This is a genomic window from Priestia sp. VA7 (assembly GCF_055710015.1).
This window is the reverse complement of the sequence record NZ_JBVQPN010000004.1, coordinates 97207-119362: the sequence shown is the minus strand read 5'-3', so window position 1 is coordinate 119362 and position 22156 is coordinate 97207. Positions and strand designations below refer to the sequence as shown.

The 22156-nt window shown below is 33.7% G+C and carries 23 protein-coding genes and 1 pseudogene; 9 read left to right on the top strand and 15 right to left on the bottom strand.

The annotated features are described in order from the left end of the window. Nucleotides 1–165 precede the first annotated feature (165 nt). The 4 genes from AC0C45_RS18480 to AC0C45_RS18465 all read right to left on the bottom strand — a co-directional run bounded on the left by AC0C45_RS18480 (nucleotide 166) and on the right by AC0C45_RS18465 (nucleotide 3857). Nucleotides 166–1200, bottom strand: a complete 1035-nt coding sequence (locus tag AC0C45_RS18480) for a DUF3231 family protein (RefSeq protein ID WP_047933088.1) — start codon at nucleotides 1198–1200, stop codon at nucleotides 166–168. 624 nt (nucleotides 1201–1824) lie between these two features. After that, nucleotides 1825–2385 (bottom strand): DedA family protein, encoded by a 561-nt coding sequence (locus tag AC0C45_RS18475; RefSeq protein ID WP_047933087.1) that lies wholly within the window; start codon nucleotides 2383–2385, stop codon nucleotides 1825–1827. Between the two features lie 164 nt (nucleotides 2386–2549). Continuing rightward, the gene (locus AC0C45_RS18470) at nucleotides 2550–2708 is read right to left on the bottom strand and encodes a hypothetical protein (protein WP_237893865.1); all 159 of its coding nucleotides are present in this window, start codon (nucleotides 2706–2708) and stop codon (nucleotides 2550–2552) included. 555 nt (nucleotides 2709–3263) lie between these two features. Continuing rightward, nucleotides 3264–3857, bottom strand: coding sequence for a GNAT family N-acetyltransferase (locus AC0C45_RS18465; RefSeq protein ID WP_257064380.1), 594 nt, complete (start codon nucleotides 3855–3857; stop codon nucleotides 3264–3266). A gap of 310 nt (nucleotides 3858–4167) precedes the next feature. On the opposite strand from AC0C45_RS18465, the gene AC0C45_RS18460 reads away from it, so the two are divergent. Next, a complete protein-coding gene (locus tag AC0C45_RS18460; RefSeq protein ID WP_016766224.1) occupies nucleotides 4168–4626 on the top strand; it encodes a hypothetical protein in 459 nt (152 codons plus the stop codon). Between the two features lie 349 nt (nucleotides 4627–4975). Here the strand turns inward: AC0C45_RS18460 and AC0C45_RS18455 are convergent, their stop codons facing one another. The 6 genes from AC0C45_RS18455 to AC0C45_RS18430 all read right to left on the bottom strand — a co-directional run bounded on the left by AC0C45_RS18455 (nucleotide 4976) and on the right by AC0C45_RS18430 (nucleotide 9467). Next, complete coding sequence (locus AC0C45_RS18455) at nucleotides 4976–5200, bottom strand: hypothetical protein (protein ID WP_011106165.1); 225 nt, start codon at nucleotides 5198–5200, stop codon at nucleotides 4976–4978. 65 nt (nucleotides 5201–5265) lie between these two features. Further along, nucleotides 5266–5856, bottom strand: coding sequence for an HMA2 domain-containing protein (locus AC0C45_RS18450; protein ID WP_016766223.1), 591 nt, complete (start codon nucleotides 5854–5856; stop codon nucleotides 5266–5268). Continuing rightward, nucleotides 5828–7942 carry a heavy metal translocating P-type ATPase gene (locus AC0C45_RS18445; protein WP_253948241.1) on the bottom strand — a complete coding sequence of 705 codons (2115 nt, stop codon included), beginning with the start codon at nucleotides 7940–7942 and terminating at the stop codon, nucleotides 5828–5830. Before AC0C45_RS18445 ends, AC0C45_RS18450 begins: the two co-directional genes overlap by 29 nt. Next, nucleotides 7942–8475 carry an HMA2 domain-containing protein gene (locus tag AC0C45_RS18440; RefSeq protein WP_047933083.1) on the bottom strand — a complete coding sequence of 178 codons (534 nt, stop codon included), beginning with the start codon at nucleotides 8473–8475 and terminating at the stop codon, nucleotides 7942–7944. Before AC0C45_RS18440 ends, AC0C45_RS18445 begins: the two co-directional genes overlap by 1 nt. A gap of 18 nt (nucleotides 8476–8493) precedes the next feature. Then, nucleotides 8494–8778, bottom strand: a complete 285-nt coding sequence (locus AC0C45_RS18435; protein WP_016766220.1) for an HMA2 domain-containing protein — start codon at nucleotides 8776–8778, stop codon at nucleotides 8494–8496. A gap of 341 nt (nucleotides 8779–9119) precedes the next feature. After that, a complete protein-coding gene (locus AC0C45_RS18430; RefSeq protein WP_016766219.1) occupies nucleotides 9120–9467 on the bottom strand; it encodes a hypothetical protein in 348 nt (115 codons plus the stop codon). A gap of 277 nt (nucleotides 9468–9744) precedes the next feature. Here AC0C45_RS18430 and AC0C45_RS18425 point away from each other — a divergent pair, with 277 nt between their 5' ends. The 4 genes from AC0C45_RS18425 to AC0C45_RS18410 all read left to right on the top strand — a co-directional run bounded on the left by AC0C45_RS18425 (nucleotide 9745) and on the right by AC0C45_RS18410 (nucleotide 13959). Beyond that, nucleotides 9745–10731, top strand: coding sequence for a permease (locus AC0C45_RS18425; protein WP_047933078.1), 987 nt, complete (start codon nucleotides 9745–9747; stop codon nucleotides 10729–10731). Nucleotides 10732–10741: 10 nt separating this feature from the next. Then, the gene (locus AC0C45_RS18420) at nucleotides 10742–11704 is read left to right on the top strand and encodes a TIGR03943 family putative permease subunit (RefSeq protein ID WP_171777388.1); all 963 of its coding nucleotides are present in this window, start codon (nucleotides 10742–10744) and stop codon (nucleotides 11702–11704) included. Between the two features lie 518 nt (nucleotides 11705–12222). Next, nucleotides 12223–13092, top strand: coding sequence for a permease (locus AC0C45_RS18415; protein ID WP_047933073.1), 870 nt, complete (start codon nucleotides 12223–12225; stop codon nucleotides 13090–13092). A 15-nt stretch (nucleotides 13093–13107) separates the two neighbouring features. Further along, nucleotides 13108–13959, top strand: a complete 852-nt coding sequence (locus AC0C45_RS18410; RefSeq protein WP_047933070.1) for a TIGR03943 family putative permease subunit — start codon at nucleotides 13108–13110, stop codon at nucleotides 13957–13959. A gap of 80 nt (nucleotides 13960–14039) precedes the next feature. Here the strand turns inward: AC0C45_RS18410 and AC0C45_RS18405 are convergent, their stop codons facing one another. Together AC0C45_RS18405 and AC0C45_RS18400 are read right to left on the bottom strand one after the other, a co-directional pair. Then, nucleotides 14040–14675: a YcnI family copper-binding membrane protein gene (locus AC0C45_RS18405; protein WP_016766214.1), complete on the bottom strand. Its 636-nt coding sequence runs from the start codon at nucleotides 14673–14675 to the stop codon at nucleotides 14040–14042. Nucleotides 14676–14699: 24 nt separating this feature from the next. After that, nucleotides 14700–16304, bottom strand: coding sequence for a copper resistance CopC/CopD family protein (locus AC0C45_RS18400; protein WP_047933067.1), 1605 nt, complete (start codon nucleotides 16302–16304; stop codon nucleotides 14700–14702). 389 nt (nucleotides 16305–16693) lie between these two features. Here AC0C45_RS18400 and AC0C45_RS18395 point away from each other — a divergent pair, with 389 nt between their 5' ends. Both AC0C45_RS18395 and AC0C45_RS18390 read left to right on the top strand, forming a co-directional pair. After that, a complete protein-coding gene (locus AC0C45_RS18395; protein ID WP_047933066.1) occupies nucleotides 16694–17875 on the top strand; it encodes a cation:proton antiporter in 1182 nt (393 codons plus the stop codon). A gap of 137 nt (nucleotides 17876–18012) precedes the next feature. Further along, complete coding sequence (locus AC0C45_RS18390; RefSeq protein ID WP_047933065.1) at nucleotides 18013–18222, top strand: hypothetical protein; 210 nt, start codon at nucleotides 18013–18015, stop codon at nucleotides 18220–18222. 396 nt (nucleotides 18223–18618) lie between these two features. Here the strand turns inward: AC0C45_RS18390 and AC0C45_RS18385 are convergent, their stop codons facing one another. Next, the gene (locus AC0C45_RS18385) at nucleotides 18619–19074 is read right to left on the bottom strand and encodes a hypothetical protein (RefSeq protein ID WP_171777392.1); all 456 of its coding nucleotides are present in this window, start codon (nucleotides 19072–19074) and stop codon (nucleotides 18619–18621) included. 72 nt (nucleotides 19075–19146) lie between these two features. On the opposite strand from AC0C45_RS18385, the pseudogene AC0C45_RS18380 reads away from it, so the two are divergent. Continuing rightward, a pseudogene (locus AC0C45_RS18380) lies at nucleotides 19147–19269 on the top strand (hypothetical protein); the annotation flags it as partial. A gap of 756 nt (nucleotides 19270–20025) precedes the next feature. After that, entirely contained in the window at nucleotides 20026–20862 is an 837-nt protein-coding gene (locus AC0C45_RS18375) for an STAS domain-containing protein (RefSeq protein WP_013082710.1), read from the top strand. A 296-nt stretch (nucleotides 20863–21158) separates the two neighbouring features. On the opposite strand, the gene AC0C45_RS18370 is transcribed toward AC0C45_RS18375, so the two are convergent. Beyond that, nucleotides 21159–21773 (bottom strand): STAS domain-containing protein, encoded by a 615-nt coding sequence (locus AC0C45_RS18370; RefSeq protein WP_233335153.1) that lies wholly within the window; start codon nucleotides 21771–21773, stop codon nucleotides 21159–21161. Between the two features lie 9 nt (nucleotides 21774–21782). Then, nucleotides 21783–21992 (bottom strand): hypothetical protein, encoded by a 210-nt coding sequence (locus AC0C45_RS18365; protein WP_233335154.1) that lies wholly within the window; start codon nucleotides 21990–21992, stop codon nucleotides 21783–21785. Nucleotides 21993–22156 lie beyond the last annotated feature (164 nt).

Sequence of the window (22156 nt, the reverse complement as noted above, 5' to 3'; positions counted from 1 at the left end):
GCTATCACAGGAAAAAAAGTGTTATGTTGATAATTATCGCTCCAATAGATTAATCACTAGTACAAAAGTGCAAAGAATAGACAATCGTGGTTAACATAAAACGGCTTATCGGAAATTACATGCAAAACAACCTTCCATAAGGGGTTTTTGTTATTTTCACTAATATTATTTTGAAGCTAAATTTTCTCTATCTACAGCCTCTGGTGGAATTTCCATCCATCCATTTTCCATCATAATATTTGATGCATCCTTAACAAAATTTGCTATATTCATTAAAGATCTCCCATAAAGTAACGCTAAATCATGCCTTCCATTTACAGCTAGTGAATTCCCAAATGCTCTTATTTTCATGGAAAACATATCGACCTTATGAAACAGCATTAGTTTATCCGAAAAAGGTGCGAAAGTTGAAGTTGTGACTAGATGGTCAATAAATTCTGGAGCAGGTAAGTTCTCACGATGAAGTTTTTCTATGTAATGTTCAACTGCTTTATGCGTAAGGTCTTTTCCTTTTACAAATATGCCCCTAACTTTTTGGCTTTTGGCAACTTGACTAAAAGCCATGATTAAAGCTTTGCTTGTTACGTTATTTTCAATATTATCGTATAAATGAGCAATTTCTAACGCATGTAGAGGACGAACATCTCCAACAAAACCACTCAAATAATCAGTACTGGCAATTTTTACTTGTTCTGGAGCTGGAATAATGGGTGGGGCAATAATAAGGCTTTTATCCATTAAAATGGTTTTAATTTCTTCCATTAATTCCATGGTCGAGTTCATACAGTAAGTTAAGAAATTGCGTACATCTTCTCTATACACTAAAGGTATAGCGATACTATAAATGCTAAGTCCTGCTTTTGCTGCATACTTTAAATAATATACATAAAATTCATCTGCAAATAATCTTGGAGCACCTAGATTAACGTCTTCCTCTGTAAAGCCATGTGGAATAGGTATATTTTCTTTGATAAATATCTCTTTGACGCTACTTTGAAATTCTTCGGTTAATCTTTTCGCATGTTCTACTAGCTTTTTTATGCCTTGATCTTCAACATGTTGTAGAAAATAATTTAAAATACAATTACACATGCTATTACCCATATAGGTTGCCCAGAGTTTTCCCATTTCTGGAGCCGTCAATTTTCTATCAGGATTTGATTTTTTTAAGCCTATCTTAATTGGTTTAATTGTTCCCATTTATAGTCTCCTAAGTTTATTTTTCTTAGGCTTGCCTTTTATATTGTTTTTATTCTTCATACTCTGTAAACATTACAAGTCCCTTCAGATCTTTTTGAAGATATATATATGGATTGTCAGGAACAGTTTAGGTTGGTAATGTTAAACTGCTCCTATTTTATTTTTATAGAGTGGGTAAGTTCAATATTGTATCGATATTATTTAAATCCAAACTGATCTGTTCGTTTGTATCCCAAACATTGTAATCCTTATAAGCTTATTTAATAACATGAATACCACATACATATCTAGTCAACATAATGTGAATTCTAGCGTAAAAAAGAACCCTTCCAAAATTAGAGTTCTGATTAAAATCTCTTTTTGTCGTATGCGGCCTTTTACGATCAAGTAGCTACTTAAGCCCAATTAATGGTTAGTGTAAGTTGCTTTTAATATGTAATAATAAATTTATAAATTCCCAAATCGCTAATACCATGCTGAATATTAATAAAAATAAAGAAATTGAAAAGAAAATTTGTTGTATCAATTTCACATCACATGGCTCCTTTAATTAAATAATTCCCGTATCACTTAGCCCTTTTATAAAACAAGTCTTTTCATGAGCAATATGAAGCAGAAACAATGTCACGACTCATTTTTATTTCTTTTCACCTTGTAGAAAATGAAGCATAAAAAAAGAATAGCGACTAGCAGTAGTACAACAATAGACAAGTGTTGATGTAGCCAAGTCAACACTAATTTAATCTTAATTTTTTGGTTAAACTTATAAACCATAAAAGTCCAACCGCCTGAGTATAGGGAAGATGCTAAAAAGTTAGCTAGCAAGTATTTTTTTAACGGAAACTTCAGCATTCCGGATATATAATGAATAGGATGTCGAACTCCAGGTACAAAAAAAGCTAGCATAATCGCCCAAGCCCCAAAATGGTCAAGTAGCTTCTCAGCTTTTTGTAACCATTTTTTCGCCATCCAATTTTCAATTAGAGGCACCTGCCTAAAGAATCTTCCTACTAGAAAGAACCATAGAAAAGCTATAAAGAGTGTAATCCAAGACGATATCCACACTATATAAGGGTTGATATCCTTAGAAGCCCAGATACCGACTTGAGTCAACATTAGGACATCATCAGAAATAGGCGTAAACATAATTTCTAATGCTAGTCTAATTAGTTCATAAATTTTCATAAATGCTCTCTTTCTCCTTTATATCTTGGTGCAAAGGCAACGCAACATACATCATTATCTTGTTTTGCTCTCTTTCCGCCCATATTTCGCCTTGATGAAGTTCGACAATTCATTTGGCAATGGAAAGGCCAATTCCCGACCCTGCCACTTTGCTAGACCGTTTTTTATTCATTCGAAAGTAAATTATCAAAACCGCGAATCATTTTTTCAATATCTATGGACATAAAGACAGCATCATCAGGAATATTTACTTTTACAGAGAGCCCATGATTTTTAAAAATAGGGGTATATTCTTCTACAAGGCTCAATATTGTTTCCGTCATGCTTTTCACTCCAACCATTTTTATATGTATTTAAGTATAGAGAAACTTTAAATATTCAAATAGCCGCTGAAGAAGCAATTTTAGCTACGTCTTAGGTCGTAGAAGGAGGTATATAAAAGCTTGAGGATTTGCTCCAGATCGTCAACCCTTAATCTTACCGAATAATCATCAGGCTCGTACTGCAATATACTTTGAAAATCCTGATGGAAATATCCTAGAATTCATTTCACCCCTTCGTATAGATGTAATGGAAGAACTTCCTAAAATGGAATTAAACTAATGGGAAAAAATGAAGATAAAAAACAATAATAGGAGCATACTACTCAAGAAGCTCATTAGCTTTCCACATGAAATTTTTGCAACAGAAAACCCAACCTTTAGGATTCAGAGGTTGGGTTTTTACTTTTTAAGCTGTTTAAGAATATTCTATTACGTATACTTATGTTGGATGTGAAAAAGAAGCCTAGTTCGTTTGCTACAGATCTAGGCGACATAATGGAGCACAAATCCTTATAATACTGTACCTTAGTAAGAATTCTCACGAAGAAGAGCAAATCAACCTCTGCTTTTCTTATCTATTCGATCAATTTGTTGGGACTTCCATTCAGACTCCAGTATTGAATATTGATACTCATCAACCCATTGTCCTTTTGACATATAATTTTGTAATAAATGTCCTTCCTGTCTCATGTTTACACGCTCTAGGACAGCAATAGACTTTTGATTTCGAACGTCGGAGAAAGCAGTTACTTTGTGTTTTCCTAATGAATGAAATATATAATGTAATAAACCTGAGGCTGCTTCGCTTGCATATCCATTCCCCTGATATTCTGGAGAAAGAGTAAATCCAATTTCTACGATGCGAGGTTCATGTAAAGGTGTGTGAAGCGCACAGTCTCCAATAAGCTGGTTATTCTCAGCTAGAGCAATCGCAAATTGAAACCAAGTTCCTGGTTGATTGGGTATATTTCTTATTTGGTCGTTAACAAACGATTGTGCTTCGGAATATTGATAATTCTCCCATGATTGAAACATAGCAACTTTTGGATTAGAACGGTATGAGTGAAAGTATTTTGTATCACTCACCCTAAATCTTCTTAAAACTAGACGATTTGTTTTTGTAAAAACCTGATTCTCGTATATTTCCATGATTATCCTCTCTATTCTTTACACCTTTCATAGAGCTTGTTTTGCTCCTCCATCGGTCTTTTTTCTATTATATCTTTCGTATATTAAGTGTATCGGTCACAGCTTGAAAGGATGGATTGGATTTATCGAGTATCATCCGAATTCCTAACTACACCAAGTATATAACACCAATCAGCTTAATCGTATCGGATTCAGGGATCAAGTTCAATAGAATTCGTGTTCATTAGCCCGTTTAGCACAATAAGAATCACGTATATTAACTCTAATTGGAAGGATAATACTATTATCTTTTAAATTGGAGGGTTCTACAATGAAGAAAGCACATATCTTACTTGTTGGTAGTTGTTTGTGTTCCATCATTTTTGGTTCTGTTAATACTTACGCTTATACACCAGAAAAGCTTCCCACATCTCAATCATCAGAACATTGGAAAGTAATGATAGACAAACCTGATGTTAAAAACTTGAAGGATAATGATATGTTTAATACCTATAGTATCGATGTGAGAAACTTAGGTGCACAGGTTTATGATGCTACAGTAGAAATCTATAGAGACGAGCCAAATACAAATACTAAAAGTGAATTAATCACATTTAAAATCCCTGATTCCCAGAATTTCTTCCATCATCAAAATCAACCTATTTCGGTTGACTCAAAAAAGATCGAAGTAGTTGTAACATGGAAAGAAGAACCCTTTAGAGTTATGAAGGATGGAAAGAAATATTCTGCACGAAAGTTTAGACAAACATTTTTATTTCCACAAAGTTAAACTTAAAAGCCCTCTTTGTTTAAAAGAAAGCTTTTCTTTATTTATTCTTCATTTAAATAATTACCATTTTGGGAAGAGAAATATGTATAAACACTTCAATCCCTTTAACACCTTGTAATAGGTTTAAATAAAAAGTAAATTACTCTTTCTGCTCATTTGTAAAATTAGAACATTCCCCTCTATAATTATTGATAATTTTCAAATTGCAGAATATAATAATAACAAGAGTTTACCATAGGAAACTTTTTAGTGTACGGTAAATAAACGTTTCATCATTTAAAAATGATTCCCTCATTATGAATAAAAAGAGTGAGAGGTAGCCTGGAACTACCTCTCACTCTTTTTATCATTATTTTACTTGTAATTCAGCAATCATATCTTCTAGACGCTCTTTCTGTGCCTGAAGCTCTTCCATAGAAGGTTGATAAGATGAAATAGTTTGTTGTCCACCATATGCCTGTTTAGGTTGAACCAAACGTTGTAATTGCCCACCATTCTGTTCATATAAACGGTAGCCTACTGCGCCTACCACTGTTCCTGATACAAACCCCATTAGAAAATCGCGATTAATCATTATAAAACTCCCCCATAATCCTAAGTTTTTTATATCAATTCATACAAAAGGTATGAATGAATATCTTACGTAATTGTAGATAACTTATGTGATTGCACTTTCTGCTTTTCATGTAACAATTCCAACACATTTACAATCCATGTAATCATCGCTACATATAGCATATTTGATGGCCCTAGAGATAACATCGTAACAATTCCAGTTAAAATATCTGGGTGCCTCATTTTATTGCTCGTACCATGGGATAAGACCGTATAGCCTGTTGCAACTACTGCTCCATATACGAGTGCATCTGGTTTATAAAAAGATGATTTTCGAATACCTGCCAGTAGAAGTAATCCCCCAGAAAACAATGTACGTAGCCAATCATTTCGTGTAGCAGGATCCATTTGAATCATAATATCATCTAATGGATCTAAACGCGTTTGCTGAAAAAAGATAGATACATAACGAAAAATGGTATTGCGAGAAAGTTGTGAAACATCATAGTGAATAAGCATGGTTTGAATGGTGGGTTCTATTCTCACACTCGTTATACCTTTTAAAGCAGAAAACATATGCTCTATTTCCACATGATTTTTCTTATCTCTCAATGCTGGGATATGAAATCGAATACGACCTGGTATATCATGCAGAACGTAGAATTTGGGATTCATTAGTTTCCCTCCCTAACCATAAAATTCTTGCACTATTTATTACTACACCAATAGTGGCCGCATTATGAATAGCTGCTCCCACAATTGGAGAGAAGATACCTAAAGCACCGAATAAAATTGCAATACCATTAATAGCAAACGTGGCAATAAAGTTCTGTCTAATAATGTTCATGGTCTTTTTAGATAGTCCAACTAACTCAGAAAGCATTACTGGGTTATCAGACGTAATAATAACGTCACTGGCTTCTGAAGCAATGTCTGTTCGTTTAGCACCCATCGTTACACCTACATGAGCATGAGCTAAAGCTGGTGCATCGTTAATGCCGTCACCTACCATCATGACAGCTCCTGTTCTCCCATACTTCTTTACATAAAAGGCTTTATCATCTGGCAAAGCCTCTGCATGATACCAGTTTAGTTTTAAGCGACGCGCCATCTCTCTTGCAACCGTTCTCTTGTCTCCAGTAAGCATAATGATGTCGTTGATACCTTGATGTCGAAGATTGTTCACTGCGCGGTGCATACCAGAACGTATTTTGTCAAAAATGCTAACTACTCCTACAAGTGTTTGATCATAAGCTACATAAATCACATTTTCGTCGTTTTGCATTTGTTGAAGTAAGTTGGTTGTTTTAACTTTTAATTCATTCATAAAGCGCAAACTTCCAACAACAACTCTTTTACCATTTAGCCAAGTGGAAATTCCTTTTCCTACCGTTGTTTCTACCTGAGCATTATTGTCTCTAATAGGAATTAAAATGTTCCAATCTTTCGCTTGCTTCATAATTGCATCAGCAATAGGATGGGTAGAATTTTTCTCAGCTGCTGCAGCTAAACGAATGACATCTTCTTGATTAAAGCCTTCAGCAGCAATTACTTGCTGAACCACAGGCGTTCCTTCTGTAATCGTTCCGGTCTTATCAAGAATAACTGTATTTAATTTAGACATCTTTTCAATATGATCACTGCCTTTAACAATAGCCCCTTCTTTTGCAGCACGTCCAATGGATGCGTATAAAGCTGTAGCCGTTGATAATTTAATTCCGCAAATAAAATCAATAACTAACATACTCATCGCTCTGTTAAGGTTTCGAGTGAAGAAAAATGTAAGAAGTGCTAATCCGAAAGAAACAGGCACCATTTTTTCAGCTACTGTATCGGCTATATTTTGAATAGGAGCGCGTTTATCTTGTGCTTCCTCCAACAGTTTCACAATTTTAGAGAGGGATGTATCTTCTCCTACTTTTTCAACTGTTACAGTAACATGTCCACTCTGCAAAACACTTCCAGCGTACACATTATCTCCACCACTTACCTCTCGTGGCATATACTCCCCAGTAATTGAAGCTTCATCTGCTGTGCCGTTCCCCTCTATTATGATTCCATCCACGGGAATTTTTTCTCCAGTAAAAACTACAACCTTATCACCAACTTGAATATCCTCGACTAAAACCTTTTCTTCAACGCCCTTTTCCTTTACTCTCCAGGCATATGAGACATCTAATTTTAGGACGGAGTGAATATAATGCTTGGTTTGTTCAGACGTATAGTCTGTTAATAGCTCACTAATAGTAGACATCAAAGTGATAATTAAAGCCGATCCTGGATTCTTCATATACAAAGAAGCGAATATAGAAGCAGCTGTTAATGTATTAGCATTCCCTTTTCGTGCTTTTAGGACATGAACAACACCATCTTTAATTACCTCATAGGAAGTACTAATAGCAGTAAAGGTGCTAAGCCAATAGGAAAGTGCTTTTACTATAGCAGGATATGAAGAACGCTGAAGGTACCAGTTAACTAAAAAAATAGTTCCACAAGCTATGATAGGTATAGCCTTTTTCCATGAACATGCTGCTTGCTTGAGTCTATGTTTATATTTATGGATGAATGATTTTAGACTGTATAAAGAGAGAGTAATATGATGATAAATGAGTAGACTTCCGGTTACTTGATTATAGCTTGCAGAATATACCCCTGGAAAAGAGCGTAACCAAGTTTCAATATGGCTTGTTTCTAGCTGTTTAGGTATATAAAATCGGGTTCTTCCAGGGAGAGAATGAGCTACCTTTACCCCGAACATCATCACCTATTCTTTTCCCCCTTATCCTTAATGATGTTGTATGACCAATAAAGTAAGCTTGCAGAGAAAGCAGGCGCACTTCCAAATGTCTGAATTCCTTTTCCTAATAAAAATAGAACAAATAAACTATCAAAGTCAGCAAAGCCATTGGTTTGCTTTTTAATCCCTTTATCTATAAATCCAAGTGTGTTAGTCATGCCATTCATCAATGTAGCATCTTTGTTTAAAATGGCGTTAGCTGCTATTTGTACGATATAACTCATCAGTTCATCTAGCTCTTCCTGGTTAATATGAGGTACAACAAATTGAAGCAGCAAACTTCCGGTTAGTTCTGAAGCCTCCGATGTTAAAATAAGAGGATGTTTTTTTACTTCTTCCGTTAGAGCATGTGCAATGATACGGTGTTTCCAACTGTCACATTGTATACGCAGTCGCCCCGGCATCGCATGCAATACTTTTATTTTTTGATCACGGAATTGAGACATAATTTTTGGAGCAATAAAAGAAGCACCTAAACCAATTACAGTAGGAAGCATGCTTATACCTCCCTTTCCTTAAGATCTATATTCTTCTTGATATATTTGTTCAATAAGTTGAAACCACTCTTCAAGTTCTTTGTTATTTGTCATATGGGAAGCTTTATATGTAATAAGTAAACTCCCGGTATCTGGTGTAAATACTGCGTCATAGACAAGAACTTGAGACTTCAAATTTAAAATAATTAATTCAACTAGTTTTTCATTCTCTTTCCAAACAGTTGAACGAAGTCTAATTCTTCCTGGAATAAAATGCACAAGATCAATTTGTAATTTATGTAGTTTTCTTTCTACATACTTCATCAGTATCTTCTCTTTAATGCTCATCAATATTTAGATACCACCAATCATTTTTCTTTATTTTACCAACTTATATATTTTATAACAATATAAGTATTAAAATAATGTAAATTTTATTACGCGCAAGTAAGCAATAAAATTATCTCTGTTTTAGGATAATGATAGATATATTTTTTATAAAAAGAATTAATCTATATAAAAAAGAATGAAAGGTGTTATTCTTTCATTCTTTTTCTTTACTTTAGATGTTTAAAGTCTCTTTATTTAATAGGTAAAGAATATTTTATTGATTTTTTATAATGCCTCTTTCTTTTTAATTAGTTTATACTGAATTGTCACCCTCCCTACTTCATTTTAGAAATAACTACCCCTATAACCATAATAAAAATTTCTAGTAAGGTTTTCCACGTAGGAGCTTCTTTAAAGAAAAGGTAACCCATTAATACGGCAATTATTACTTCCATCCCTTTCGATGTCAGTAAAACAAATGTTAAGTTATGAACAGCTTTAAACCCAAATTTAATTCCATATCCAATTAACATATTAGCGATTAAAAATAACGGGAAAGCATAAATTTGGTATTTTAATGTAGTTTCAAAAGCTGGATCAATATGCTTATTTTGATAAGAAAACAAAACATTGATTAGAAATAGGCCAACAAACAGGAAGATTCCACCACACAAATAATTCATATATCCACTCTCACTATATTCTAGTGCTAAATTCAATGATGCTAAGATAAGAAATGGAAAAATTAAATGTATTAATTTTTCTCAGTTCTATATCTTATAATTTTTACATAATATATATCAAATCGTAATCATTACGTTTTTATAAGGGGATATAATCATTATTTTCGAGGTTTTTATCTTTTAAATAATTTTTTTATATTAACTCTTTTTTATTAGGTGCATAACTTGTTCAAACTCTATCATATAGTTCTAGTAATTGGAGGTGAAACGATAGATTATGACAACTCTATCACAGTTAAGTAAAGACCTAATTGGTGTGCTATTACTAATGCTTTTTGGTTACTGTTTTTTCTTTGTTGATATAAATACAAATGATTTAGCCATTCCAGCATCTTTATTAAATGTAAACTCCATTTTTTTAAGCATTGTACTTGAAGCTATCCCCTTTATCTTGCTTGGAGTATTTGCATCTGCCCTTATTCAAGTATTTATTTCAGAAAAATTCATCCAAAGTCTGATCCCACAAAATCCGTATATAGCTCTTTTGCCAGCTGTTCTGGTAAGTGCCCTTTTACCGGTTTGTGAATGTGCCATTATTCCCGTTGTAAGGCGTTTATTAAGAAAAGGAATGCCTCTGCACATCGGCATTGTCATTCTAGTTGGAGCACCCATTTTAAATCCCGTTGTCTTTGCTGCTACTTTTTATGCATTCCAGTCAAATATGTCCATCGTCTACAGTCGTATGGGCCTGGCTGCTGTGGCTTGTCTGTTAATTGGTTTATCCGTTTATTTCTTTTTTAAAAATTCAAATCAGCTACGACATGTACACGTTCACGAACATGAAGAAGCAAACGTAGGCAACAAATTAAAACAAACGTTATATCATGCCGGTGATGAATTTTTCGACATGGGCAAATACTTATTATTTGGTGCACTCGTAGCAAGTCTATTTCAAACCTTTTTAGATAGACAACTATTAACGAACCTTGCAAGCAATGACTATACGTCTTCTGCCGTTATGATGGGATTTGCTTATGTACTGTCACTTTGTTCAGAAGCAGATGCTTTTGTTGCTTCATCTTTTTCCCATACATTTTCTCCTACAGCTCTTCTTGCCTTTCTACTATATGGGCCTATGATGGATTTTAAAAACACGATTATGCTCTTGTCTTTTTTTAAAAAACGTTTTGCATTTAGTCTGATTCTTATCATTACTGTGATTGTGTATCTTATCGTCATAACTTATGGAATAGTTAGTAGATAGGAGAAATGGGATGAAAAAAATTGATCAGCAATTTATCATTTATATAAGGGGAATATTACTAATGGGTTTTTCCCTCCTTATGTTTAAACTCATATTAACAGGTAAAATCATTCAATTTATTGCGCCTAAAATGATGCCTTTTATATTGTTTTCTTCTGGTACCTTTTTTTTGTTGGGAATTATACAAATTTGGCGAAGTAGTGTAAATAAGGATTCATCTTGTGAATGCGGTCATGATCATACGGAAAAAGGAAAAATTCGAACAACGTTTATTTACTCTTTATTTCTATTGCCTATCATGACAGGCTTTTTATTTTCTAACCACACACTTGATAGTTCTGTTGCAGTAAAAAGAGGGTTAAGTTTTTCCGTTAATACATCTGATACTCAGCAACAACCCGCAGATGATGAAAAAATTGACGTCATTAATTCAGAACTAGAAAAAGATACGAATGATTTATTGTCCGGAAATTCAGATGAAACGCCAAAGAATGTTCCAATCACACATCAAAGTAGTATTGCTGCTAAAGTGGCTCCTAAAGGTTTCTATGAATTACTGGAAAAGAAGCTAGTCAAACAACCGAAGATTTCTATAAATGACACCGACTATATTCCAGTCATGAACATTATTGAAAACAACACGGCTCGGTTCATAGGAAAAAAAGTCGAAGTCAGCGGCTTTGTATATCGTGAAAAAGGATTTAAAGATAATCAATTTGTTGTTGCTCGTTTTGGAATATCTTGTTGTGCAGCAGATGCATCTGTATACGGCTTATTATCTACACTAGAAAATGCCTCAACATTAAAAAAAGATACGTGGGTTCATATAAAGGGAATAATACAAAAAACTACGTACAACGGAGAAGATGCCCCCTATGTTCAGGTTCAACAAATTGAATCCATTCACCCGCCTGATAACCCATACGTGTACGAACTTTACCAAGGTGAACAGCTCATAGGTCCAGGTGAATAGAAATATTTTAAGATAGATCTACTTCATTATGATAAGCTATACGTATTCAAAATAGTTATATTCTCCTTTTATTGTGTTAAAGTACTGCAAAACGTATGGTCAGAAATAAAAGTAAAAAATTGTTAAATGACTTTTCACCATTCTTTCATTTTTCTATGGTAAAGTACTAATGTAAAAAGAAATGTTCATGTAAATATTAAAGGATATTTGTATAAAAAGAATATGATATCCCAAGATTTGTTTAAATTTGTATTTTTAAATAATATGGTCTTTATGGTTTTGATTAAGCTCACTTTCCTAGAGACTGCTAGTTGTTTATGTTATAAAGATATTTTTTTATTACGGCTCTTGTATATATTTATTTTTTTTTTGAGATTGTCCCCTTTAGATAAATAGTGTAATATCACTTTTTGTAAGTGATATTAATTTCTATTTAAAGGGGCTTTTTCTATGTTTAAAAACAAACAGAAAATTCGAATACAAAGCAACATGATTATTTCTTAGTTGGAGTGAGTATAATGAGTTCATCTCTTTTACAAATGAACACCATTTTTATTAGTATCCTAATTGAAGCCCTACCTTTTATATTATTAGGTGTAATTATTTCCGGTATTATTCAGATTTTTGTAACGGACGAAATGATGGCAAAAGCTATTCCTAAAAATAAATTTGGCGCAATTGTTCTAGCAAGTGTAATTGGGGCTTTATTTCCAGCCTGTGAATGTGGGATTGTCCCAATTACAAGACGTTTAATGGCAAAAGGCGTTCCCTTATATGCTGCTATTCCGTTCATGTTAACAGGTCCTATTATTAATCCTGTTGTCTTATTCGCGACATTTGTGGCTTTCGGTAACGATTGGAAAATCATGATTGAACGTGGTGTGGTTGCCTTTCTTGTATCTTTAATAGTAGGTTTAATTTTAGCCTTTCAATTTAAAACCCCACAAGTTAAAAATGAAATACATGTACACGCTGCTTCCAAGAAGATGAGTGAAAAAATAGGAGATGCTCTTAAACATACTATTGATGAATTCTTTTCTGTTGGAAAATTTGTCATTATCGGCGGGCTAATCGCGGCTGCCATGCAAACTTATGTAAAGACCTCTACCCTCATGGCTCTCGGGCACGGAGTAGTATCTTCAAATGTAGTAATGATGGGTTTATCTTATATTTTATCATTATGTTCTTCAGCTGATGCTTTCATTGCTTCATCGTTTCGAAGTACATTTAATGATAGTGCAGTTATTGCCTTTCTAGTATTTGGCCCTATGTTTGATATAAAAAATACATTAATGATGTTGAGTCAATTTAAGACAAAATTTGTTTTTTCACTATTTATATACGTGTTTATTCTTGTACTAGTCCTATCTCTACTAATCGTTCATTAAAAAGGAGGGATATTAATGTTTAGAGTTTTAATTTTGTTAGGCTTTACTATGATTTTTATGCACCTTCACGCAACTGGAGATATTTCAAAATATATTAACATGAAATATTCATGGATTTCATATGGAACGATTTTTTTACTTTGGTTTTTAACTATTGCAGAACTCGTTTTTTATATGACAGGATCTGATGAGAAAGACCAGGATCATGACCATAATTGTGACAGCGGATGCGGTCATAGTCATGAATCACCAAACAAATGGAAAAGACGGGCATGGTACCCTCTTTATTTCTTACCTGTTGTAACTGTCTTCCTTTTACCTGTAGCTACACTTGATTCAAATATTGTTGAAGCAAAAGGATTTCATTTTCCTATTTATGATAAAAAAGATCCTTACTCTTCGCATCAGTTTCTACAGCCAGATACGAGTTCTTTTTATGGAGAAGATGCATACGATAAAATGATTCATAAAGATTTAAAAAAGTTTTCAAAAGGGAAAACTATTAATTTAGAAGATGAAGAGTTTTTAAATGCAATGGAAACCATTTATCGATATCCTGGTGAGTTTACCGGAAAACAAATTAAGTTTAAGGGATTTATGTACCACACCAAAGAATTAAAAGACAATCAGTACTTTTTATTTCGTTTTGGTATCATTCATTGTATAGCTGATTCAGGTGTGTTTGGTATGTTAGTTCAATTTCCGGATGATGTATCATTTAAAAATGATGATTGGGTAACGGTAACGGGTGAAGTAAGTACGATGTATTATCAACCATTTAAAAAGACAATTCCTATTGTAAAAGTAACAAAAGTAAAACGTGAAGAAAAACCAGATGATCCTTATGTATATCGTAATAATCAATAAATAAGAATAGAAAACGCAGGCTAACAAATGTTAACCTGCGTTTTTAGATGGCTGTCTAATTAGATCTTTAATAAAAATAATTAGCTCTGCTTCTTTCTTCTTAAACTAAAGATCAATGAAATAACGCCTAATACTAATGCAATAATTGAAAGAGTAGTAGGAAGTGCAGAATTTGAATCATTGTTAGTTGCTTCGCTAGTAGCAGTTGTGTCGCTAGTAGCTGATGTATGAGAATCTCCCTCTGCTCTGTTTCCTTTTACTACCGTTGTGATAGATGCAGGTGTGTCTGCATCAGCAGGGCCTTCCCATGCTACTGTTGACCCATCTTTATATGTTTGATAAGCCTTCCAAACAATCTTCTTAGCATTATCGCCTACTTTTCCTTGCATATTGAATTCTCCAAACTCTGTAGGTGATAAACCTGCATTAGTAGCTGTCCATGTCACACTTGTAATCAAACCTGAAGAGTCTTTTTGAAGTTCATATTTCCACCCTTCCATAGGTTCGAATCGAGATATCTCTACGTCTTTTGGAATCTCAATTTTCACTTTTGTAGTTGGAATATCTTTTTCAGTTGGAACGCGCACAGTAAATTTTTCATAAGAGCCTTGTGCCGCTTCTTGAGGGTATACGACAACATGAGCACTTGCAGTACCCGCAAATGCAATCGTTGAAAGAACTAATGTAGATAAAAGAGCTGTTACTTGTTTTTTCATTTCTTTTCCTTCTTTCTAAAATCATTATTTAACATCATAAACAACGATGTCCTTATAGATTACAATCTCATCTAGGTTTGATGTAACAAGCCGTACAGCAATTTGCCATCTTCCCGCATAAGGAATGACAAGGTTGTTTGTTTCATACATCTTATACTGCACTTGTTGTTTCTCCTGACTTTCGTCTTTATTTACTTTTAAGGGCACATCAATTGGTGCAAGCTCTCCTTTATTCTTAGGAGAAAGTGCGATGTCTATCGATTGGATAGAAGATCCATCCTGTGGTAAAGATGCTGTTACCCAGAGAGACCCCTTGCCAGGAGATAGGGTCGACGTTTTTACTAAAAATTCTATGTCTTGCTTGTTTTCTTTCCATACCAAAGGTTCATTCTGTGGAACAGGGTTTAAGTGTGTAATCGTTCCTACAATTAATACAATAATCAGCATAAAACTTATATCAGACATTAAAAACTTTGTAAGGCCTGGTGAATCGTTCTTTCGTAGATGTTCTCTAATGAGTATCCCTACACCACCTACTAACATGACCATAAATATTTTAGCTAACAATAACAGTCCCCACGTGGTTTTAAAGAGTGCTGTTATATCTGGAAGAAGCTTTAAAGTGTAAAGAACACCTGAAAGGATTAATAATATAAGACTCACAAAGGCTATGCGCGAAAAAATCGGAAGAAAAGCTAAAGCTTGTTCTCTCTCCTTACGCCAAATCATGAAAAGATAAACTAACCCAGCTGCCCATAAAGAGGCGGTAACCAAATGCATAAAGTCTAAAATTATTGTATAGACTGGTACGTCTGATGCTATAGCGTGACCATTTAACGTAGTAGCTACTAACAGCAAACCTACCCATATAAAATCAAGCCACTTATTCTTTAGTAGGAAAGGAAATCCAACACAGGCAAGAAGAATGCAAGTTAGCCATGACCAACCAGTAGCAGAATGAATGACAAATGTTTTTATTTGGGAAAGGTTAGCATCCTTTAATAGCGCAGTGCTTTGGACTCCTATACTAATCAGTAAAAAAATAATATATCCAGTTTGAAGGTACCTTACATTCGTCTTATACTTTTGTTTTTGTTGACCTGATTGATAAGGAACATACCATTTCCATAGGACAAAGCCAACTAACCATAATAAAGCCAGATAATAGAATGTCTGTACTAAAGAAAAACCTATATTATAAAAAGAACTCTGCTTCCCACTTTCGTCTTGATTACTATTATCATTCGTAATAGCTTGATCTATTTTTTCTCCTATAGAAAAGACGTACGTTCCTTGTACAGGATGGCTATCTGCAGAAATGACTGAATAGCTAACGGTATAAATACCTTTTTGGGAAGGTGGCACATCCAAAGAGATCGTTTTGTGAGTTCGATTCATTGTTGCTTTTTTAGTGGTAATAAGTTTCCCTTTATCATTGCGTACTTGAAGATTAAAAACACCTTCTCCTAATCGTTCATTAAACGTCAATGATACCTTGCCAGGCATTTGCTTTAGTTGACTTCCTTCTTTCGGTGATGCATCCAAAAGGACTGCGTGTGCTGATACATTAAGAGGTGCACCTAAAGCAAAAAAAGATATGAATAAGAGTAGAGCTATCTTTTTTAACATACATTTTCCACCTATATATTCTTGTTTTATAACACTCATTCTTAGTATAAGTTTAGCCTTAAACAAAGAAAATCACTCAGTAGAGTGATTTTCTTAAAATAGCAGACAAAAACATTGAACATTTTAGAACAAATGAAGGAACAAGCTTGGTTAAATAAAACCCGTAGGAGCATAATTTATCTGTTACGCAGGGAAACGCTTCGTGAGGAAATCAACTCGGTTTTTACATATAGCAGGTCAAACGTATATAATGGTAATTTAAGATTAATTTTACTTTCTCCAATCAAAGTAAGACTGGCAAATTAATCTAGCTAAGCTGAAATTCCATGGATAGCTACATATTTCTTTAATAAAACATGTCATCTATTAGAGGTAAAAGGAGAAATTAAATGATTACATATTGGATTATTTTATTAGCGATTGCTATAGGTGTAGTATTTATCGCAGAAAAAATGAAACAACCTTATCCCACTTTCCTTGTAGTAATAGGATTAATCATTGGTTTGGTACCCATTCCTGCATTGGGAGAAATAAAAAGTTATGCAGCCAATGATACCGTATTTCAAACGACTGTTATTTTCATCTTCTTATCAGCTTTGTTAGGAGATGCAGCACTTAAACTGCCTTTTGATGAATTAAAACGTAATAAGAAATCAATTTCTTTATTAGCTTTGTTAGGTACATTTCTCACGTTCTTACTAGTTGCGCTTTCTACTTATTTTTTCTTACACCTTTCCTTACAAGAAGCCTTAATTTTTGGTGCACTTATGGCAGCTACAGACCCTGTATCCGTTCTAAGCATTTTTAAGTCAATGGGTCTAAACAAGCGCCTTTCCATTGTGGTCGAAGGCGAAAGTTTAGCCAATGATGGAGTTGCTGTTGTGTTATTTCAAATTGCTGTGGTAACTACCGCTTTGAGCTTAACCGGTACGTTGAATGCTCTTCTCGAATTTCTGAAAGTTGCCACTGGAGGTGTATTGATTGGTGGAGTGTTTGGTTTAATAGCTTCTCGTATTACATCTAAGATTGATCATTATTTAGTGGAGACTGGATTATCAATGGTTTTATTTTATGGTACGTTTCAGCTAGCTGAACACTTTGGGGTTTCTGGAGTAATATCTGTAGTAGTAGGTGGTGTAATCCTAGGAACTTATGGACGAAACATAGGTATGTCAGACTTAACTCATGAAAAAGTAAATTCCTTTTGGGAAACGATTGCTTTTCTCTCTAATGCTCTTATTTTTTTACTGGTAGGATTAGAAGTAAGTCGTATTGATTTTTTAGACAAAGGATGGCTCATTGTTGGAAGTATTCTTATTGTCCTGTTAGCGCGTTTTCTCGCTGTCTATATAAGCTTAGCTTTTGATAAATCTATTCCAACATCTTGGAAGCCTATTATTTCGTGGGGAGGATTAAAGGGATCTCTTTCAATTGCACTTGTTTTAGGCATTACACCCGAATTTGAAGGAAAAAATCTTCTGTTAGCAATGACATTTAGTAATGTAGTCTTTTCTCTTCTTATACAAGGAACAACACTAAAAAAATTAGTTTCAGTTTTGAATGTAAAATAAACCTCTATACTAAAAGAGAGTGAATGTTATTGTTGAAACCTTTCTAAAGTCCTCTTGTAGATACATAAGGAACCCTTACTCCTTTCTTAGTCAAGATACAATAAATACAAAATAGAAAGCGTGAAAGGAGGAATTAGATGGAATCAAAAATGAGTTGGTGTATTAAAAATCCTTCGTTTTATTTAGAAGCTATTTTATTTCTCATCTTTGGTAGCCAATCTGTTACAGAATATATAAAAGAACATAAAGTGTATGTTCTAGAGACTATATTAAGTATCATAGGCGTTCTTATGATTACTATGACGGTGAGAAAGAAACTTGCTCATCATACACAAAAAAGCACTTAACTGCGGGTTAGGTGCTTTTTATATACCTAAAGAGTAAATTTCATACCTTATAACAGGCTTTTCAAGTACTGGATATTTCAAAAAATACTATCACACATTGTAATAATCGGCGTCATTTTAGGGATTCTCATTTTATTAATTTCCCTTGAGATGTTCATGATAGATGTATAAAAGGCAGTTGTTTTATTCATTTTTCCCCATTCGCATTATTCATAAATGTTGATAGATCAAGGATGTATAAAAAGCTGCCTAAAGAAGACACAAGGTCTTATGCAGAATCCTTCTTCCAAAAGGGTTCTTTTTTTGATTTCTTCCGGAAGGAGTAATTATGTTAACTAAAAATCCTACTTAATACTAGCTTTCCATCAAAAATAGAGCCTCATTAACTTTGAGACTCTATTTTTGGTGGAAAGTAAATGTTTCTTGATATTCTCTTTCTGCGCCTTTTTCTTTCCACGTTATCACAATATTTAAGTCGGTTGCCTCTTCAGACAAACTAAAATTGGAAACATGTAAGGGATGTCCGTCTTTCTGAGAAAGCTCTGGCGACTCCATAGTTGGTAAAAGTCCATATTTAGTATTTGAATTGGATTCATTGCGAAATAATTGAACTTTTACATCGTGTACGTCCTTCCCTACGTTTTTCATGTTTAAACAATATGTGTGATACACTCCCCTCTTAGATTGGGCTAAATTAGGGTAATCGTTGTCAGGATTATTGACCTCCAAGGCCCATTGTTTAGACGCTTCTGTCGTTGGTAATTCAGGAATAGTTAGAACTTTAACTTGCATGCTTTTACCAAAGGTTAAGAAAGTAGCTAGGACAAAGGCTGTAACTGCTGTCCTCTTCATTTTTACACCTCCATTATATATAGGTTCAGTATGTCGTTCATAGCAGTATATATGTAGATGAACAAATGATGCCGTATGTATCCCACTCTAGAAGATGAAAATCGTACATGGGCTGGTCGATTCGATTTAATTATGGTAACTATGAAAAATGTAAAAGTACAAGTTTGTCTTTCGAATTCAAAAATAGAAAAACTCCTGATTGGCACCAGGAGTTTTTCTATTTATATTGAACTAAAAGATGAAGCCCCAACAAAAAAAGCCCTCGAAATAGATTTCAAGGATTTAATATATAGAGTGAGAAATACCATATTAAGATAATTATCTTATATGGAATAAGGTATTTACACATAAAAATGTATATAATCTTTATTAATGTAACGTGGTTTATATAATTTACGGTTTTATAATGTTGAGGAAGAATTTACTCCTTTAAGATGTATATGAAATATATGTTTTTTGAGGTAAAATAAAAAAGAATCTTACTGAAAAGAGAATAGTGTCAAGGGGGATAAGAGATATGTACAACTGAGTAGTAAAGCTTGATGCAAAATGCGATTTTACAATCCTAGATGAAACGTTAATCCTTTATTCTATAAAGTATTTACTCTTGATTAATCCTTTATAAAGTTATATCCCTATTGCTTAAGAGAAAGTTGACGTGTTAAAGGAAAAATAAGCTCAGACTATCTTTGATAGGCTATCTGAACAGTTATCGACTAGTGAAAACAACCTTAATTAACCTGTTCTCATGTAAAAAACTCATAATTATAGGTATATTGAAGTTTAAAGATTTATTATAAAAACTTTGTTGTTTTTTACCTAAAAACATATCTATTGTAGGTAGGAGAAGGAAAGAGAACCTTTCTTTATATACAAAAAATGAAAACAAAAGTAGACCAAAATTCGCTTAAAGACACCTATAATCTAAAACCGAATAAGGGGCGTATCGAAATGGATATCATTTACAAAAAAAGAGAAAAAATGACCGATTTTATTAAAGACAACAAACAGAACTTCCAGGATAAGCTCTTATCAGAGGCAGTTAATGTGGCTTCTAAGATTAATGACATTTTAGAAACTGGAAATATTGATCTTTTGAAAAATGCTCAAAAGTTATCACTATATGTCGTAGAGCAAAAAGAGGAAGAACTCATTGCTTTCGCTCAACAAGAAGGAATAGCTTGGGCAGAGCACGCCTTAACTCTTGCTTTCAAACTAGAATGGGTACAGGCCATTAGGCGAACATTATGGCATTTTCTCTATCAATATGATCGAATAAATGACCAATTTAATAGCCGTGAAGAATTTTATGCCTTAGAGAAGCGAATTAATGATAAAATTGATCAATTTCTTAACACTTTTCTCATTAGTTATTCCAAGTATAAAGATGAACTAATTGCCTCCCAAAGGGACTTAGTCGAAAATCTATCGGTGCCAATTATACCACTCAGCCAATCTGTAGCTGTATTACCGTTGATCGGCATGATTGACCTCAATCGTATCCAAACGATTGAGGAGAAAGTGTTGATGGGCATCTCAGATTTAAAGATTCAAACATTAATTATGGACCTGTCTGGAATTGCCAACATGGAGATGCATGTTATTGACCATTTTCAAAAAATATTAACCGGCATTTCAATGATGGGAAGCAAAGCTATTCTCACAGGTTTACGTGCTGACTTGGTGCGAACAATGATTCACTCAGGGATCTCCTTTGAGGACAAGGCAGAAGCAAAAGGAACGTTACAGCAAACTTTAAAAGAATACTTAGAACAGAACCGGCTCTAGAAGGAATAGAGAAGTTTTCTCTGCACGTAGAAATGCAGATAAGTTTGTAAAAATAAATTTGTACTCAAAAAGGAAATAAGGTCTATTCTATCTTAGCAACGATTACTTAGATAACCCGAGAGTTATTTTGCTATATTACTGATAAAATTTATGTTAACTACGAGTGTATATTATATACAAATTAAAATAGAAAAACCTACTGCTCCTGTACAGTAGGTTTCTTCTATTTAGAATAGGAAATTTAGTGTGATGCTTCACGGCGTCTTTGATAGTTTGCTCATCATATAGAGAAATATTTACATTAAAGATTCTGTAAATGAATTCGTATACTGAACAGCTTGATGTAAGCTAGAAAAACTTTTGACTTCCTCAACCTTTATTTCTAAGTTCACCATAGTTTGAGCGATTTCCGGACGTATTCCACTGATGACAACTTCAATTCCTATTAACTGTAGCCCAGCTATTACTTTAAACAGTTGATCGGCTACCATCGTATCAATAATAGGAACTGCTGATAAATCAATAATAAGCCATTCTAATTTATATTGGCTTCCTTTCTCTAAGGCACTCTCCATCAAATATTGTGCCCGTTTGGTATCTAAATCACCTACTAAAGGAAGGATGCCTATTTCTTCTGTCATACGAACAACGGGAACAGATAATTCATCAATGGCATATTGAGCATAATTTATTTTTTCAGTGTAATCTTTTATATACGACTTACTTACGAATTGGATGGCATTATCTACAATGCTATTAAAATGAGAAATGATTTGATAAAAAGCATCGAGAGAAAAATCATTATTTTTTGCTTCTTCTTTAATTATTTCTCCGATTACACCTCGATAATAGATAATCTCCTCTAGAGCTAGGTTTAAGGGAAGACCGTGATTGACTAATAAATTAGCCATATTTTCTCCTCATTGTTGTACGGCTTCATTTGCTGCCTCTTTTTCCATCAAAAGAGAATCGGCATAAGTGGTAAGGAGGTCAAAACGAAAAGTAGTTAATTCTGTATAAATGTTATGAGATGTTGCAAGATCTTCTCTTTTATTTTCAGCAAACTCTTCTTTTCGTTGTAAAATTGTTTCTCTAATCACATGTAATTTTTCTTGTTGTATATATTGCAAAGGTTTTCCTCCTTTTATTTAAAAAAGTAAAAGTCCTCTAATAGATGAGGATTAGAGGACCAAACATGTCGAAAAGTGTATTAAGATTAATGAAATGGTAAGTTACTTATAATCTTTATTTAGTTGTATAGCACACCTAAATTATATCATAAATTCTCTATAAT